Origin of the sequence: Citrobacter sp. RHBSTW-00944, from assembly GCF_013615435.1 — a bacterium.
GTDB lineage: Bacteria > Pseudomonadota > Gammaproteobacteria > Enterobacterales > Enterobacteriaceae > Citrobacter > Citrobacter braakii.
In genome coordinates, this window is record NZ_CP055418.1 from 3,181,866 (window position 1) to 3,199,027 (window position 17,162).

18 protein-coding genes and 1 pseudogene are annotated in these 17,162 nt (G+C 52.1%); 12 read left to right on the forward strand and 7 right to left on the reverse strand.

From position 1 onward, the window contains the following. Positions 1-78: 78 nt before the first annotated feature. Complete coding sequence (locus tag HV334_RS15415) at positions 79-1,707, reverse strand: ABC transporter substrate-binding protein (RefSeq protein WP_181220582.1); 1,629 nt, start codon at positions 1,705-1,707, stop codon at positions 79-81. A 270-nt stretch (positions 1,708-1,977) separates the two neighbouring features. Here HV334_RS15415 and yccA point away from each other — a divergent pair, with 270 nt between their 5' ends. Further along, positions 1,978-2,637 (forward strand): FtsH protease modulator YccA, encoded by a 660-nt coding sequence (gene yccA, locus HV334_RS15420; protein ID WP_016152501.1) that lies wholly within the window; start codon positions 1,978-1,980, stop codon positions 2,635-2,637. A gap of 56 nt (positions 2,638-2,693) precedes the next feature. On the opposite strand, the gene HV334_RS15425 is transcribed toward yccA, so the two are convergent. Continuing rightward, entirely contained in the window at positions 2,694-3,170 is a 477-nt protein-coding gene (locus tag HV334_RS15425; protein WP_016152500.1) for a hypothetical protein, read from the reverse strand. Then, positions 3,167-3,922: a winged helix-turn-helix domain-containing protein gene (locus HV334_RS15430; RefSeq protein WP_016152499.1), complete on the reverse strand. Its 756-nt coding sequence runs from the start codon at positions 3,920-3,922 to the stop codon at positions 3,167-3,169. The genes HV334_RS15425 and HV334_RS15430 overlap by 4 nt, the downstream gene beginning before the upstream one ends. Positions 3,923-4,230: 308 nt before the next feature. Between HV334_RS15430 and HV334_RS15435 the strand changes: the two genes are divergently transcribed. The 6 genes from HV334_RS15435 (at position 4,231) to tusE (ending at position 10,465) form a co-directional block, all read left to right on the forward strand. Further along, the gene (locus tag HV334_RS15435; RefSeq protein WP_181220583.1) at positions 4,231-4,974 is read left to right on the forward strand and encodes a fimbrial protein; all 744 of its coding nucleotides are present in this window, start codon (positions 4,231-4,233) and stop codon (positions 4,972-4,974) included. Between the two features lie 74 nt (positions 4,975-5,048). Next, positions 5,049-5,555 carry a CS1 type fimbrial major subunit gene (locus tag HV334_RS15440; protein ID WP_016152497.1) on the forward strand — a complete coding sequence of 169 codons (507 nt, stop codon included), beginning with the start codon at positions 5,049-5,051 and terminating at the stop codon, positions 5,553-5,555. Positions 5,556-5,627: 72 nt separating this feature from the next. Then, positions 5,628-8,345, forward strand: coding sequence for a TcfC E-set like domain-containing protein (locus HV334_RS15445; RefSeq protein ID WP_181220584.1), 2,718 nt, complete (start codon positions 5,628-5,630; stop codon positions 8,343-8,345). A 1-nt stretch (position 8,346) separates the two neighbouring features. Next, positions 8,347-9,504 carry a CfaE/CblD family pilus tip adhesin gene (locus HV334_RS15450; protein WP_153690547.1) on the forward strand — a complete coding sequence of 386 codons (1,158 nt, stop codon included), beginning with the start codon at positions 8,347-8,349 and terminating at the stop codon, positions 9,502-9,504. Between the two features lie 10 nt (positions 9,505-9,514). Further along, the gene (locus HV334_RS15455; protein WP_141875046.1) at positions 9,515-10,066 is read left to right on the forward strand and encodes a LuxR C-terminal-related transcriptional regulator; all 552 of its coding nucleotides are present in this window, start codon (positions 9,515-9,517) and stop codon (positions 10,064-10,066) included. A 69-nt stretch (positions 10,067-10,135) separates the two neighbouring features. Beyond that, positions 10,136-10,465 (forward strand): sulfurtransferase TusE, encoded by a 330-nt coding sequence (gene tusE, locus HV334_RS15460; protein WP_016152493.1) that lies wholly within the window; start codon positions 10,136-10,138, stop codon positions 10,463-10,465. On the opposite strand, the gene yccX is transcribed toward tusE, so the two are convergent. Together yccX and HV334_RS25325 are read right to left on the reverse strand one after the other, a co-directional pair. After that, positions 10,462-10,743 (reverse strand): acylphosphatase, encoded by a 282-nt coding sequence (gene yccX / locus HV334_RS15465; protein WP_181220585.1) that lies wholly within the window; start codon positions 10,741-10,743, stop codon positions 10,462-10,464. The genes tusE and yccX overlap by 4 nt on opposite strands. Then, positions 10,742-10,924 (reverse strand): annotated as a pseudogene (locus HV334_RS25325) (hypothetical protein); the annotation flags it as partial. The pseudogene HV334_RS25325 and the gene yccX, both read right to left, overlap by 2 nt. Before the next feature lie 113 nt (positions 10,925-11,037). Between HV334_RS25325 and rlmI the strand changes: the two are divergent. Next, entirely contained in the window at positions 11,038-12,249 is a 1,212-nt protein-coding gene (gene rlmI, locus HV334_RS15470) for a 23S rRNA (cytosine(1962)-C(5))-methyltransferase RlmI (RefSeq protein WP_181220586.1), read from the forward strand. A gap of 57 nt (positions 12,250-12,306) precedes the next feature. Next, entirely contained in the window at positions 12,307-12,624 is a 318-nt protein-coding gene (gene hspQ, locus HV334_RS15475) for a heat shock protein HspQ (RefSeq protein ID WP_016152490.1), read from the forward strand. Between the two features lie 67 nt (positions 12,625-12,691). On the opposite strand, the gene HV334_RS15480 is transcribed toward hspQ, so the two are convergent. After that, positions 12,692-13,105 carry a CoA-binding protein gene (locus HV334_RS15480; RefSeq protein ID WP_016152489.1) on the reverse strand — a complete coding sequence of 138 codons (414 nt, stop codon included), beginning with the start codon at positions 13,103-13,105 and terminating at the stop codon, positions 12,692-12,694. Between the two features lie 171 nt (positions 13,106-13,276). On the opposite strand from HV334_RS15480, the gene HV334_RS15485 reads away from it, so the two are divergent. Both HV334_RS15485 and mgsA read left to right on the forward strand, forming a co-directional pair. Beyond that, positions 13,277-13,939, forward strand: coding sequence for a DUF2057 family protein (locus tag HV334_RS15485; protein WP_181220587.1), 663 nt, complete (start codon positions 13,277-13,279; stop codon positions 13,937-13,939). A 93-nt stretch (positions 13,940-14,032) separates the two neighbouring features. After that, positions 14,033-14,491, forward strand: a complete 459-nt coding sequence (gene mgsA, locus HV334_RS15490) for a methylglyoxal synthase (RefSeq protein WP_016152487.1) — start codon at positions 14,033-14,035, stop codon at positions 14,489-14,491. Positions 14,492-14,523: 32 nt separating this feature from the next. Here the strand turns inward: mgsA and helD are convergent, their stop codons facing one another. Further along, on the reverse strand, positions 14,524-16,578 hold the full coding sequence (gene helD / locus HV334_RS15495; protein WP_181220588.1) for a DNA helicase IV: 2,055 nt from the start codon (positions 16,576-16,578) through the stop codon (positions 14,524-14,526). A 125-nt stretch (positions 16,579-16,703) separates the two neighbouring features. Here helD and HV334_RS15500 point away from each other — a divergent pair, with 125 nt between their 5' ends. Beyond that, on the forward strand, positions 16,704-17,150 hold the full coding sequence (locus HV334_RS15500) for a YccF domain-containing protein (RefSeq protein ID WP_181220589.1): 447 nt from the start codon (positions 16,704-16,706) through the stop codon (positions 17,148-17,150). Positions 17,151-17,162 lie beyond the last annotated feature (12 nt).

A 17,162-nucleotide genomic window follows, 5' to 3' on the forward strand; every position in this document is an offset into this window, starting at 1 on the left:
AAACAGCCAAAATATTGTTAATCGACTGAAATAACAACAGATTGACCGTTTATTCAGCACAAAGACTGGCTACAGCGCTTAATGTTTTTTGATGAACATATCTTTGGTGTAGTAATTTCCCCGGTTATCTGGCGCAAATCCTCCCACCCACGGCTTCACAAGATGCGTGCGGACATAGTGGTAAACCGGAATCGCTGGTACATCCTCTCCTAAAAGGTCTTCGGCCTGCTGGTAGTATTTGCCTCGCTCCTCCAGCGAAGTTGCTTTCGCCGCATTGCGCATCGCGTCATCAAAAGCGGGATTGCTGTACCTGGTGGTATTCTCGCTATCGCCGGTACGGAAAATATTGAGGAAACTTGAGGCATCATCATAATCGGCGATCCATGCGTAGCGCACGACGTCAAAATTACCGGTGTGCATGGTATCCAGCATGGTTTTCCATTCCTGATTTTGCAGCTTCGCCTCTACGCCGAGGTTTTTCTTCCACATTGACGATGCGGCAATGGCAATACGCTGGTGCGTTTCGAAGGTGTTATAGAGCAGATTTAAGCTAAGCGGATGCTCAGGGCCATAACCGGCTTCAGCCAGCAGTTTCTTAGCCTCGGTAATGCGTTTTTCGAGCGGCCACGCCGCATATTCCGGCGCATGCAGTTGCACTCCCCCTATTTCCGGCTGGCTGATAACCCACGCCGCGCGTTGCCCCTGCCCCATCACCTTTTGTGCGATGATGTCTTTATCTAACGCCATATTCAGCGCCCGGCGCACGCGCGGGTCATTAAACGGCGCTCGAGTCGTATTGAACTGATAGTAATAGGTTGAAAGCTGAGGTGAGACATGGAGTTCATCGCCCATCGTCTTTTTCAACTGCGCGAACTGATTGACCGGGACGCTATACACAATGTCGATTTCGCCGGCCTTATAGCGGTTAACGTCTGCGGACTCTGAACTGATGGGCAAATAAGTGACCTTATCAATGACGGTGTGCCGATCGTCCCAATAATGCGGGTTACGCACGGCAACGATGCGCTCATTGACTACCCACTGCGATAACTTGTACGCCCCGCTGCAGACAAAATGTTCTGGCCGGGTCCACTTATCACCAAAGCGGCCGATCAGCACTTTATCCAGCGGAACCAGTGACGGGTGCGCCAGCATCGCCAGAAACGCCGCCGTTGGCTGCGTCAGGGTAATTTCCAGCGTGCTATCATCCAGGGCTTTGACCCCGATATCGGCAGGATCTTTTTTCCCTTGGGCAATATCGAGGGCGTTTGCTACGTGCATATTGCCCAGATACGAGGAATAAGGTGAAGCTGTTTGCAGTGAGACCAGACGCTGCCAGCTCCAGACGACATCCTGTGCGGTAATGGCAGACCCATCTGACCAGGTTATGCCCGGACGTAAATGAAAGGTCCAGACGGTGTTGTCTTTGTTCTCCCAGGACGCGGCCAGCCGGGGTTCGATAGACCCATCCGACTTAACCGCCACCAGTCCGTCGAACATATCGCTGATTAAATTAAACTCAACGTTGCTTTCGACTTTATGCGGATCCAGCGACGCTGGCTCACTGCCATTGTTTCTGACCAGTTCCTGTTTTTCTGCAAGAATTGTTCCTGCGGGAACATTTGCCGCCATCGCCGCGCCGTTGATAGACATCAAACAGACAGCCAACAGCGTAAACGTCAATATCTTCGATTTATGTTGAGTCATTCCCTTTACCTTATTGCTCTGTTTTATGTAGACACCGCTGTCACTGTCAGAGAGAAACAGGAATAACGCAATATTTTTCAGTTACCTGGCAGATATCTAACAGGCATTTTTACACATATAGTGCTAACATCTGATTCGGGAGCTTTTGTTGAAATAATATGCTTAAGCCTGGCGGGTTAAAATGCGTAAAGATGGGTAAAACCGCTGTGTCATTCCCCTTGATTTCATTATCCTCCATCATTAATTACATCTGTCATAAGAGAGTGACTCATGGATCGTATTATTAGTTCTTCACGCGATCGTACATCGCTACTCAGCACGCATAAGGTGCTGCGCAATACCTATTTCCTGCTCAGCCTGACGCTAGCATTTTCGGCGCTCACTGCGACTGCCAGTACCGTACTGATGTTGCCCTCTCCGGGGCTTATCCTGACGCTGGTGGGTATGTATGGTCTGATGTTCCTGACCTATAAAACGGCGGATAAACCGGTTGGTATTCTGTCAGCTTTCGCTTTCACCGGCTTCCTGGGCTACATTCTGGGACCGATCCTGAACACATACCTGTCTGCGGGCATGGGTGATGTTATCGCCATGGCTTTGGGCGGTACGGCGCTGGTCTTCTTCAGCTGCTCAGCCTATGTGCTGACCACGCGGAAAGACATGTCCTTCCTCGGCGGTATGCTGATGGCAGGGATCGTGGTGGTGCTGATTGGTATGGTTGCGAATATCTTCCTGCAGTTGCCGGCTTTACATCTGGCGATCAGCGCGGTGTTTATTCTGATTTCTTCAGGCGCAATCCTGTTTGAAACCAGTAATATCATCCGTGGCGGTGAAACCAACTACATCCGTGCCACCGTCAGCCTGTACGTTTCGCTGTACAACATCTTCGTCAGCCTGCTGAGCATTTTGGGCTTCGCCAGCCGCGATTAATCAGCATCACTGATACGAAAAAAGAGAATGCCAATGGCATTCTCTTTTTTTATACCTTATTGACCCCGGCAGATATAGGTAGGATAGCGCCGGTCCTGAATAAGCCACACAGCAGGTGAAAGTTCAGAGATCGTCAGGTAGTAGCGTGAGGTCGGATAGGCGAAGCTCCCCCATTGGGCATTCGGCGTATTGTCACTGTGGCGAAGCCAGGTTTTGGTGTAGGTCAATACAATGACGTTGTCATCGTCCCGCTGCTCCCACGTAAAGTCTACATCCCTGTCAACGATAAAATTTTGCCCGCCAGCTCTTGCCGCACCTTTATAGGTGGTCAACCCTGTACCGTCCCGATGAAAATAGAACTGAGCAAGGGCATTTACCTTCACTTCACTTGCTTTCCCTTCATTGCGCGTAAAGTTAAATTCAGTGCTGCAGGCCAGCACATCGCTTTTTCCTGTCGCGCCGCAATAGTAAAACAGCGCCAGCGCGCCGCCGACCAGGGCTCCGCCCAGTCCAAAAAGAAGCCTTATTTTCATTTTCCAGCCCCGTTTTTATAGCGAATTGTCTTGCACAGACGTGTTTTATTGACCGGGCAGGCCCCGATAAACAGTTCATCAGCAGTTGCAAGCGAAAAACGGGCGCTGAAAAAATAAATAGCATACTCCTCGCGCTCGCAAGCCACGTCATTGGCCTCCAGTCGCTCAGCTAATTTTGATAGCACTAACGGCCGTCCATGATCTTCGATAACCCAGATACTACAACGCGCGATTTTTTCCTGGACCGGCTTTAATTTCGCCGGAACAGTTATCTCCTGCGGGCGGCTAACGTAAAAGATCGCTCCCAACGGCACGGCAATCAATGCCCCTATTCTGAACCACTTTTTCAGGGATACTCGCCGGGGCAGAACGTCTTGTTGCGCTGAGGGGGGTTGCGGATCAACGGCTTGAATTTTCTCTCCAGGCTGAAAAATCACATCAGCATCAAAACGGAAACCATAGCGCGGGACAGTGACGATCAATTCGTGCCCCTCTCCCAGAGACTGGAAGCTTTTACGCAGTTCGCTTACCGCTTTATTGAGATTATTTCCTGATGGCGTAAAGCCAAATTCTTCCCACACGCGAGCGATCAATTCCTCCCGGCTTAAGTCGCGTCCTCGGTGTTTAATGAATTCCTGTAAAAGACGAACGGCTGGCGCCGAAAGTGTTAATACAGACTCGGGTTGTCCAACAAGACTTATTGCATGTGCTTCAGGATCAAATAACAACGAATTATTGCATATAAAAAACATCTTTTATTCTCGGCTGTTACCGCATGCTTTTTATTCCCTGGTACGTCGATATGAAAACCGCCCCCTGACCTGCTTATTTTTTCATCAGAAGGAATTTTCCTCCCATCCTTGGCCGCGGTATTTTCGCTTAACTATACAACCTTAAAGCCAGAAAAGCAGGATAAAAAACTGTATATAACGAGTTAACTAATACAAATTTTCACAAACCGCTGTTCTGGTTAAAGTTTCCCTGCCCTGAAGCGATACGAAAGCAGACGGTGTCCTGGTGTTAACGCGCCGCCTTTAAACTCAGAGCAGGCAGACTGATTGTGAAACAGAAAAAAAGAGTGAGCATGACAACCGCCTTTTATGTCGCCGCGCTGTCATTGCCATTTTTCTCAGAAATGACAATGGCCAATATGAGCGTGTATCCCATGGAACTGAATGTAGACAGATCCAGTGCGGCGCAAATAAAGGTGGCTTCAAAAACGGATGATATTCAGTTCATTCGGGTGAGGCAAAAGAAAATTCTTAATCCCGGAACGGCCCAGGAAAAAGAAATTGACGTCGCTTCGTGGAAAGAAGGTGGCGTGGTGGTTACGCCCGAGAAATTTGCTCTAGCTGCAGGCGCGATGCGCGTTGTTCGTCTGGTATCGCTTATACCGCCGAAAAAAGAGACCACCTGGCGTGTCTATTTTGAAGGGGTAAAACAACCTGACAGCATTATTCCGGGCAAGGCAGAAACCCCTGCAGCAATGGCGACATTAGGTGTCAATGTGATCTGGGGTGCACTGGTCCACATTGCTCCAGAAGAAAACGTAATTTCACTGTCGATTGACCCTCGCCGGGGAACGTTAAAAAACAACGGCACATTGCGTGTGCCGCTCAGAGAGATTGGTATTTGTGATGCTGTTTCATCGTGTAAATGGATAAAAGAAGACGCGACGATTTATCCGGACACTGAACGGAAATTAAAAACGCTCACTATGAAACAGGGTCAGAAATATAAGTTCCGCTACTTCAACTGGGTGAATAAAACCGCTGAAGAAGCTGATTTACCCGTCGTGCAATAACACGACGGCACAGTAAAAACCCACGTAGTTTGTTTAAAGAGCCAAGGTGCTCATTTGTAAATATGGAGATATCAATGCGTAACTATATTAAACCTCTGATGATTGTTGCCGCGATGGCCTCGTCCTTTAGCGCGCTGGCGATTCAAAAAGATATTACCGTCAACGCCAGCGTTGACTCACAGTTGGATATGACTCAGGCCGATAACACGCCACTGCCGGCCAGCATCGACATGCAGTACCTGCCAGGTCGTGGGCTGGAAAGCTACCGCCTGAACACCAAGGTGTGGTCTAACTCCGCCACCAGCAATGTCAAAGTGCGCCTCGTTAGCGCAGCTAAGCTCACCAATATGGATGGCGACGAGACTGTACCGATGACGGTGATTCTGGGTGATAAAACACTGTCTACCACCGATGCCGAATTTACCGGAACTGAACTGTTCCCAGGCAGCATTGAAAACGGTTCAGCGGTACTGCCACTGACCATTTCTCAGACCACCAAAGGCATTCTGAAAACCGGTCAGTACAGCGGCGTTGTCAGCCTGATGCTGACGCAGGCGACGACCACGGAAGGCGGTGCGTAACACCACAGTACATAAGGGATAACGTCAGAGGGTGCCCACCCTCTGACGTCAGGATGATGTCGAGGCTTGGTCATGGCGTTTCACAGAAATACTCTCCTCTTAGTTGCTTTATTACCCGCATCCATCCAACTCGCCTGCGCCGAGATGGCCGTCCCGGCAGGGTTCGAAGATCTGGCGAAAACGCAGCGCCTGTGGATAGAGGTTAACCTCTATGGCGAATCGCTTGGCCTTTTTGAAACGGATATCACACTTGAATCGGTCAGTTTTGTCGCACCCGAAACCGTGGTCGCGGCTATCAAACGTCAGTTTAATGACGCTCCTGCCCTCGTTGCCACCGTGTCTGCAGCTCTCGCCGTTCCACTTGCCCGTAACGGCAACCTGGCGTGCAGCAGCAATGGCTCCGCAACGGGATGTGATTACATTGATACCCATCGCGCGGCCATTATCTATGATGAGAATAACGCGCGCATTAGTCTGTTTTTGGACAAGAAATTTCTGCCTAAACAGACCACAGAAAACCAGTGGTATCAGCCTACGCAGGGCACTGAGAATGCGTTGATCCATCAACAGAATATCAATTTTGTTGCCGACAGGGATTACCAGTCAGCCACCGTTCAGGGCAATGGCGCGCTGGCCATGACACAGGACGGCTACTTTAATCTCGACTGGACCTGGCTGGGGCAGCGTTCAAGGCACCAGCAGCAACAAGAAATAACCGTCAACAATGCCTGGTTTCGCCAGGATATCTGGCGTCAGTACTATATTCAGTTAGGCGAGATGGATACCCGCGATCTGTTCAGTAATGCTGGTGGGAATATCAACCTCAGCCAACTGCCGCTGGGCAAAATTCGCGGCCTGCGCACAGGCTCGACAAGGGCATGGATTAATCCGGTTCAGCAGTCAAAGGGTACCCCTATCACCGTGCTGCTTTCCCATGATGCGCGTATTGACGCCCGCCGGGGCAATCAGCTGCTGGCCAGTTTTTATCTCAATGCCGGGGCTCAGACCCTGGACACGCGATCGTTCCCCGACGGGAGCTATACCGTGACGCTGTCCGTCTATGAAAATAACCGGCTGACACGTACCGAGCAGATACCGTTTACCCGCACCAGTATTACGCCGTTTGACCGCGTCGAGTGGTTCCTGCAGGCGGGCGAAACCGACAATAACAATCAAAACGATGAACGTAGCGCGGTCGCTCAGGCGGGTGTCCGCCTGCCTGTCACTCCAACGCTGGCACTCACCAGTGGCGCAGCGATAAAGAAAAACCAACGTTTTCTGGAAAATGCACTCGACTGGAGTCGTGGTTTCAATGCGGGTCCGATCGATGGCGTACTCTCGACCCGGTTTAGTTACCTTTACGGCAGCGAAGGACAACGCGGCAATATTCAGCAAATCAGCTATAACGACGGTTTTTCACTGAGCTTCTATCGCAACGCGTTATCAGCGGAAAACTGCAATACCCGAAGCTCGGGATATGACGCCGTAAATGGCTGTTACCGAAGCCTATCGGTGATGTTCTCCGTTCCTGTCGGCACCTGGTACGCCAGCCTGGGATATTCGGATAACCGCAACGAAGGACGATACGTTTCTCGTCGGGAACTCCCGGACAGTGACGATCGCCACGATGCAGGCTTGCCCTGGGAGTCGGTTTATATGACCCGCTCACGCACGCGGGCCTGGCAGGGTGGCTTGAGTACGGCTTTCAGCACGCGCGGTCTGAACATCAACAGCAGCATTAACCTTTTCATGCGTAACGATGACTCACGCGAAGGCAGGGATAAAGGCGGCTACCTGAGCGTGAGCCTGTCAATGGCGCATAACCATCAGGGCAATGTGACAAGCTATACCTCTCTGGGCGCGACATGGCAGCACCAGCAGCATGAAAAAAACCAGTTGAGCTATAACGTGGCGCACAACTGGTATGCCGACGCACGTGGTGAAAATGAGTATGGACTGAGCGCATCAGGTATTAACAGCGATTCACTCAATACCTCTGCCTACACGCGCCAGGGCGGACGATATGGCAACGGGAGCCTGACAGTCAGCGATGCCTGGGATCGTCAGGATCGGCGCCATACCCTGAGCAGCAGCGGCAATTACAACTCCACGCTTGCGCTGTCGCGCTCTGGTCTGTGGCTGGGCCGCTGGAGCGACGGACGTCCTGCTTCAGCCATCGCGGTTAACGTTGCCACACCGGAAGATTCCCAGGATCCGAGCATTGCCGTGTCGCTGGATAACGGCGGCAGTGCAGACATTCCAGGCAATAGCCGCGCCCTCTTCGCCGTGCCGGGCTATCAGCAGACTACGTTGACGATTAACGAATCGCTGGATGTCTCGCGGGGTGCCAGCAGTGAAATCACACAAGGTTCGGGCAGCAGAACGTTGTTTATGGTGCCTGGCAAACTGCTCCGCCGGGACGTGCAAACCACGGCAAGCTACACCTGGCTCGGCCAGTTAACTGACGAGCGACATTCGCCGTTTATCGGCGGCGTGCCACTGAACGTTAACGGCTGGAGCGACCTTGGCAACGGCGGGTTTAGCGCTCAAAGCGACGCTCTGCTGCATAACCTCTACCTGGTGCGTCAGCAGCAGTTTTATCAGTGCGAGCTGAACGTAAAGAGTATGCGCGACGTCGTGCGTTACGTCGGGTCGATCCCTTGCCGGGAATTAACCTTCTCTGCCCTGCCGGATACTGTCCAGCAACAGGCACAGCTGATGCTCGCCGGACGATCGGTACCAACGGGTCCAACTGCCATGAATGCAGACAACATCACAAAAGGGAAATGATGTGAACAAGCACTTAATTATTTTACTTTTTTTAAGCCTGTGGGCGGGCCAGACCCAGGCAGCGGCCCCTGCCGGAAGAAACACCAGCGTCGATATCAGTTTCGATCGCATGGCCCCCCCCGCGCGCTTTGATATCTGGGTTCATGAACCGAGCGGCTATGATGTCGCCGATCCGCAAAAGTGGGGACGTAATACTCTGACGTGTCTGTCCCGTACCGACTCCGCAGTTGGCGCCTGCATGACCGCCCCGGCCTGGTTCACGGCGAACCCGGGGACACCTTATGCCATCAATTTACGTTTTACGCATGCCCTTACCAGCAAAACGGTGGATCTTAAGGTCTATGGCGACCACTACATGTTTTTCAATAATAAAGTCTTTACCTATCCCAGTTTTATCACGGGAGGGACAGAGATTGTTGCAAACTGGACCAGAGAACCCTACTTCGATTTCTATATCGTGAAAAGCGAACTGGAAAAGCTCGCTCTGCCGGGTATCTGGACCGCAACGCTGAGGCAGAACCTGCGTCAATGGGATAGTGGCAACTGCGGCGGGAACTTCGCTGATCCCAATACCGGATGTCCAGGCTATCGCGCCATTGCTAGCTGGCAGGCCACGATGCGCATTGAGGTTGTCGATCCGGGTAATCAGCAGATTTATCTGCCGGCATTTCCGCACTCAACGCCTATCGTTAACCTCAACCTGACCAACTTCCCGGGGCGGCCGGGTGGCAGTGAAATTCAGGGTGAAAACACGCTGGATATGTGCCTGTACGACGGCAAAAACAGTACCAGCACCCGTACTTATCTTCGGTTTGAGGATGACGGACTCCCCTCAACGGACCGTGCGGAAGAGGCATTTTCAATCCGGCGACGCGGCGGAAGTCAGACCGATGCGCGGGATCGTCTCGACTATCAGGTCTTCGTCACTAATCCCGTCACGGGCGCAACTGAAACCGTCGCCAACGGTAAAACCCTAGTCTGGCAAGGCACCAACGATCCGCAGCATCTGCGTCAGGTCGTCCTGCCCGGCGGACGTGAGAGCGTACTGTGCGTACCTGCCCCTATTGTTCTGAAAACCCCAGCGTTTGCAGCCAGCAGTAAAAACGCCGGGGATTACACCGGCACGCTACGCATCATCTACACACCCAGTACGTTATAAAGAGGCCGCCGTGAATTACGTCATTCTTGATAATAATCGTTTTTATGCCGAAGGGTTGCGCTACGCCCTTCTGCGCCGTAACGCTCACACTCAAGTTGAGAGTGGCGCGTTACAGTGGCGCCGTTCGCTGTTGGCCTGCGACACCCTCGTTGTGCGTTGCCGCTTTTCCGTCGCGAGGACGCATCTGGCGCTGGTCGACATTCTGCTTCAACTGGAGGCCAGGCGCTGGGCGGGAACGGTTTATCTGGTGTGCAATGAAAAAGGCTGGGCACTGGCCACGCATTTACGAAAGCGTTTTGCCACGCTGACCTTACATATCATTGATGACAGAATTGCCGTCGTGGATGCGGCGTATCTGCTTGCTAAAGAGCCCCGTCGGGTACGCAGTCTGAATTGCTGCCTGACTGGCATGGAGTTCAATGTTCTCGACAGGCTGGTTAACGGTCAATCGGTAAAACATGTTGCGCATATGACGCAGATTAGCGAAAAACAGGTATCGACGTATAAATGCAACGCGCTGAAGAAGCTTAATGCCAACAATCTGCTACAGCTTCTTCTGTAGGTCGAGGTTTCTCACGCCGCCCCTTATTTGCTAAACTAAGGGCGGTTTTTACTTTATCGACAGAGCACTATGTTCATTTTTGCAGGCCATGAAATTGAGACCGATAGCGAAGGCTATCTGAAAGACACCACACAATGGAGCGAGCCGCTGGCGGAGAAAATCGCCGAAAACGAAGGTATCGTTCTCTCCCCCGAACACTGGGAAGTGGTGCGTTTCGTTCGCGAGTTTTATCTGGAGTTTAATACCTCCCCCGCTATCCGCATGCTGGTAAAAGCGATGGCCAACAAGTTTGGCGAAGAAAAAGGCAACAGCCGTTATCTCTATCGCCTGTTTCCGAAAGGCCCAGCTAAGCAGGCAACTAAAATTGCCGGCCTGCCGAAACCGGTGAAATGTATTTAATAGCGGATACTAAATCCCTTTAGCTCGTCGCCAGGGCGGTGCGGTTCGCTGAGAACCCGATCAACCCTGGCGCTGCGCGGTCCCCCGGCTTTCAACCACTTCATCAGTTGTTCCACCCGCTCGCTTTCACCACAGGCGACAACTTCTACGCTGCCGTCATCCATATTCTTAGCATAGCCGGTCAACCCCAGCCGTTGCGCTTCATACTGGGTGGTGTAGCGAAATCCTACCCCCTGAACCCGGCCATAGACCCAGGCGATGATGCAGACTTTCGACATTGCGGTTCTCCTTATCAACATAAATGAAAGAACAGGTACCGATGGACAGATGACCGGCAATCTCCTGAGCTGTCCATAGATTAGCAGGGGATAACTGAATAAGTTGTCGCACCTGTTCAGTGAGATTAAACCGTCGCTCGATAAGCAGAGGCCCCGCCATACCATCATGCAGTAGCGCCAGACGCTGATGATTGACCTCATCATCTGTGCTACTCTACGCGCCATTTTATTTTAATGGTTTCAGGTTGGTACTTTCATCCAACCCGCGTCACTGTTTGTGAGAGGTTGCTCCGCATGACTGAATCTACAATTCCACATTATCCTCGTTTAGTGTTAGCCAAGGGGCGCGAAAAATCATTACTTCGCCGCCATCCATGGGTATTTTCCGGTGCTGTCGCACGTATGGAAGGTAAAGCCAACCTCGGTGAAACCGTTGATATTGTTGACCACCTGGGGAAATGGTTAGCGCGCGGTGCGTTCTCTCCGGCGTCGCAGATCCGTGCGCGCGTCTGGAGCTTCGATAAGTCTGAATCCATCGACATTGATTTCTTTACCCGTCGTCTGCAGAAGGCGCAGACATGGCGTGACTGGCTGGCGAAAAAGGACGGTCTGGACAGCTACCGTCTGATCGCCGGAGAATCCGACGGCCTGCCGGGTGTCACTATTGACCGCTTCGGCAACTTCCTGGTATTGCAGTTGCTCAGCGCGGGGGCTGAATACCAACGCGCCGCGCTGATTAGTGCTCTGCAAATTGTTTTCCCGGACTGCGCTATTTATGACCGTAGCGATGTGGCCGTGCGTAAAAAAGAAGGTATGGCGCTGACCCAAGGGCCCGTCACGGGCGAACTGCCGCCTGCTCTGCTGCCTATCGAAGAACACGGGATGAAGCTGCTGGTTGATATTCAGCACGGTCACAAAACCGGCTATTACCTCGATCAACGCGATAGCCGCCTGGCGACGCGTCGTTATGTGGAAAACCAGCGTGTCCTGAACTGTTTCTCCTATACCGGCGGCTTTGCGGTCTCAGCATTAATGGGCGGATGCCGTCAGGTGGTCAGCGTCGACACCTCTCAGGAAGCACTCGATATTGCCCGCCAGAACGTGGAACTGAACAAGCTGGATCTGAGTAAAGCCGAGTTCGTGCGAGATGATGTGTTCAAACTGCTGCGCGCCTATCGCGATCGCGGTGAGAAATTTGATGTCATCGTGATGGATCCGCCGAAATTTGTCGAAAACAAAAGCCAGTTGATGGGCGCCTGCCGCGGTTATAAGGACATCAATATGCTGGCTATTCAGTTGCTGAACCCCGGCGGCGTACTGCTGACATTTTCCTGCTCCGGGCTGATGACGACCGATTTATTTCAGAAAATCATCGCTGATGCCGCAATAGATGCTGGTCGTGATGTACAATTTATAGAGCAGTTCCGTCAGGCCGCCGATCATCCGGTGATCGCTACCTACCCGGAAGGGCTGTATCTGAAAGGGTTTGCCTGTCGCATCATGTAACTTGAAAAGTGGAATATTACCCTTACATAGAGGGTATCTATTTCCCGGGAGGTGACTATGATTGCCAGCAAATTCGGTATCGGCCAGCAGGTCCGCCATTCCCTGTTAGGTTACCTCGGAGTGGTCGTGGATATCGACCCGGAATATTCGCTTGATGAGCCGTCAGCCGATGAGTTGGCGGTTAACAGCGAACTTCGCGCCGCTCCCTGGTATCACGTGGTGATGGAAGACGATAATGGTCTGCCAGTGCATACGTATCTGGCCGAAGCGCAACTGAGTAGCGAGCTACAGGAAGAACATCCGGAGCAACCGTCAATGGATGAACTGGCGCGCACAATCCGTAAACAGCTTCAGGCTCCGCGCCTGCGTAATTGATACTAACACAGGCCCGATGGCGCTTCGCTTATCGGGCCTGTGCGTTTCATCCGGCGACAGTCAAACTTTACTTCGCCAGTCCCAGTCGCGGGATCTCAATCGCCGGGCAACGATCCATCACCACCGTCAGCCCCGCATCACGCGCCAGCACGGCCGCCTGCTCGTTAATTACGCCAAGCTGCATCCATAGCGTCTTCGCGCCGATGGCGATAGCCTCCTGAGCGACGCCCCACGCCGCTTCAGAATTACGGAAGACATCGACCATATCCACTTTCTCTGGCACATCCGCCAGCGTTGCATAGCCCTGCTGCCCCAGCAGCATTTTCCCGGCAACCTTCGGTGAAACGGGAATAACGTGATAGCCCTGATCGAGTAAATACTTCATCACGCGATAGCTTGGGCGATCGGGTTTATCGCTTGCGCCAACCAATGCAATCGTACGGGTAGATGTCAAAATGCCAGCAATATCGGTCTCTTTCATCGTGTTCCTCCAGGCTGTTTAACAAAGTGTACGACAAACCTGCCCCCGCAACCATTCATCCCATACTGGCGTATGAGAGCTAAACTCAAAAATATGTCTATATGTTAGTAAACGTGATTATCGAAAAATTTAGATACATGTTTGCAGCTATTTTCTGGACAGGAGAAACCTATGAAAGCCGGCATTGTGACAGCCTTAATTGCCCTGTGTTTGCCGGTAACCGTTTTTGCTACCTCATTACGCCTGTCTAATGATATTGACCTTTTGGTGCTGGACGGAAAAAAAGTCTCCAGCTCATTACTGCGTGGCGCCGACAGTATCGAGCTGGAAAATGGTCGCCACCAGCTCGTATTTCGCGTAGAAAAAACCATTCGCTTGTCCAGCCACGAAGAACGTCTGTATATTTCGCCTCCGCTGGTCATCAGCTTTGATACCCAACTCGTCAGCCAGGTTAATTTTCACCTCCCGCGTCTGAACAATGAGCGGGACACAACGCATTTTGATGACGCTCCACGCGTGGAATTGCTGGATGGGGACTCCATGCCTATCCCCGTCAAGCTGGATATTCTGTCAATCACATCCACAGCGAAAATCGTGAATTATGAAATGGAAACTGAACGCTATAACAAAGCGGCTAAACATGCGTCATTACCGCAGTTTGCTACGATGATGGCCGATGACAGCTCGCTGCTTTCCGGGGTATCTGAACTGGATCGCGTGCCGCCTCAGTCGCAAACGCTGACCGAACAGCGCTTAAAATATTGGTACCAGCAGGCCGACGCACAAACGCGAAGTAACTTTTTGCAATGGGCTCAGAAACAGCCTCCTTCATGACATTTATGTTCGCATACGCATTTTTTTTGTCTTTCTCTTGCAGCGTCAAGAGCTTCCAGTACTCTGTAACCAGGTTAACTTGGGAGCTGTACTATGGAATTAACAACTCGCACATTGCCAGCGCGTAAACATATTGCGCTGGTTGCACACGATCACTGTAAAAAGATGTTGATGAGCTGGGTGGAACGCCACCAGCCGTTGCTGGAAAAGCACGTTCTGTACGCCACAGGAACAACGGGAAACTTAATCCAACGCGCGACGGGAATGGACGTCAACGCCATGCTGAGCGGTCCGATGGGGGGTGACCAGCAGGTGGGCGCGCTGATTTCAGAAGGGAAAATTGATGTGCTGATTTTCTTCTGGGACCCGCTGAACGCCGTACCTCACGATCCTGATGTCAAAGCCCTGCTGCGTCTGGCGACGGTATGGAACATTCCGGTTGCCACCAACGTGTCGACCGCCGATTTTATTATCCAGTCGCCAAACTTCAACGATGCAACGGACATCTTGATCCCAGATTACGCCCGCTATCTGGCAGAGCGCCTCAAATAAACGCCGGGCAGGCGGCAATTGCCGCCTGCTATTCAGGGTTTTCTTGCTACCGGAACATCCAGTTGTTTAAGCTCATCAACAAAGCACGACGGTGTTTCTTTATTAAACAGCAGCCATACCCGATACCGTGCCCGCGTTAGCGCCACATACAGCAAGCGTCTCTCTTCAGCATCCGGGAAATCCTCCACCGCCGGAAGCAACGCCTCTTCCATAATCGACTCGCGGGCCGGAGCGGGAAAACCATCATTCCCATCATGAAGCCCCACAACAATAACGTAATCTGCCTGCTGTCCTTTACTGGCATGGATAGTCATGAAATCCAGCTGTAGCTTAGGCCAACGGGTGGCTGCTTTCTCCAGACTGGCAGGTTTCAGGTGATGGTATCGCGCCAGCACCAGAATTCTCTCTTCTGCCTTCACAAATCCCGACAGCTTATCCAGTAGCAGATCCAGCTGGCTTTCATCGAGCAACGTGACGGCTTTTTTATCGCCTGCCATCAGACTGTTGAGCGGTTTCGTAAGCTGATGAGGGTTTTGCTGGATAAACTGGTTTGCAACTTCACCAATGCGGCTATTAAAACGGTAAGTCGTATCCAGATTACAACGGTCGCCCTCACCGAAGTTTTGCTGGAATGCGGTGGTCAACGAAAGCTGTGCTCCGCTGAACCGGTAAATTGCCTGCCAGTCATCCCCTACGGCGAACAGCGTAGTCTGTGAGTTTTGCTTGCGCAGTGCGGCTAACAGGGCGGCACGCTGAGGAGAAATGTCCTGAAATTCGTCGACCAGAATGTGTTTCCACGGACTGATAAACCGGCCTTTTTCCAGAATGACAATGGCCTGATGAATCAACCCGGAAAAATCGACGGCATTCTCATCCTTCAGGGCGCCCTTCCAGGCCTTGAGCAGGGGAGACATCAGCTTAATGCGTTTACTGAAAAGATCGCGAATCTCCTCCGGAGCATTGGCGATCATCTCCGCCTGCGCTCCGCCATGCATACGCATCAGGCTAACCCAACGATCCAGCCGGGAAGCCAGCCGGCGCTGTAATTTTTCGTCATCCCAGAAGTTACCTTCGGGTACAGACCACTGCATCTCTTCTTCTAACCATTGCCGCCAGCCTTTGGCCTGTGCCTTTTTCTCACTGCACTGCTGACGCCAGGTCGTGATAAAAAGTTTGCTGCGCGCGGCAACATCATTTTCCAGCTTGCTAACCGTCGGGACTTTTTTGCTCCCCTGCGAAATAATGTGCAACGCCAGTGAATGAAACGTCCTCGCGGTGACTTCTTCCGTATGCAGACGTTCACGGATGCGATCGTCCATCTCCTGGGCCGCTTTGCGTCCAAACGCCAGCAGCAGGATTTGTTCGGCCGCCGCTTCCCCTCGCGCAAGTAGCCAGCCCGCACGGGCGACCAATACGGATGTTTTGCCGCTTCCGGCCCCCGCAAGAACCAGTAATGATTGTTCGCCGTTCACCACCGCCCGCGCCTGGGCCGGATTCAGCGGCGAGGACTCAATTTGCTGGAAAAAATCGGCATGTTCTTCCAGCATGGCATCGGTATACGCCTGGTTGTGCTGTAAGCGACAAGCTTCAATGTCCTTCAACCATGCCTGACATTGACGTAACGCCTCACGGCAATTTTCAAATTCTTCCAGCCGGTTGATCGGGAGCGGCAATGCGGCAAAGGCGCGGCGGATCTGCTGCTGTAGTCCTAACGTCTGTTCGCGCGTCAGCCATTTATTCTCACTGGTGCGGGTGGCGATCGCCTCCAACTGCTGCTGTAAAACTCCCGCAGCGACGTCGCTCATTTCCTGACTCCACTGCTGCCAGAGCGAATTCAAATGGTGATGGAAGCGCTGGGTTTCTGCCCATTCAGTGCCGTGAAGACGAACCACCTTATCATCCGGGAGCACAAACTCCAGCTCTCCCCATACCAGGCCGCGTTTACAATGAATAGCCAGTAACTGATTGAAGGGAATAAGATACTCGTGACGATCGCCGGAAACCTTAATCCCGGCATTGAGAATAACGGCCCGATCGTAAGGGTGTTGTGCCAGACGTTTTCCAAGAGAAGTTGCTTTCAGTTCCATAAGACTCAAGCGGATCCACACGAAGAGGTTTGCTTATCAGTGTAACCGCCAGAGAAAACGTGCTCCAGCCCAAAAAAACGTTACAATTGCCGAATTCACAGAAAACCAGAGTTAACCGAGGGTTTATGCGTACTGTTCTGAATATTTTAAATTTTGTGCTCGGGGGATTCGCCACCACCTTAGCCTGGTTACTGGCTACGCTGGTCAGTATTGTGCTGATTTTTACTCTCCCCCTGACCCGCTCATGCTGGGAAATAACCCGACTCTCGCTGTTTCCCTACGGTAACGAAGCGATTCATGTCGATGAGCTTAATCCAGCGGGCAAAAACGTCCTGTTGAATACCGGAGGCACCGTGCTCAATATTTTCTGGCTGATTTTCTTCGGCTGGTGGTTGTGCCTGATGCACATTGTCTCCGGTATTGCCCAGTGCATTACGATTATTGGTATCCCGGTTGGCATTGCGAATTTCAAAATCGCGGCGATTGCACTGTGGCCGGTGGGTCGCCGGGTAGTGTCAGTTGAAGTTGCTCGCGCAGCGCGTGAAGCCAACGCGCGTCGTCACTTCGAATAATCAGGACCGATG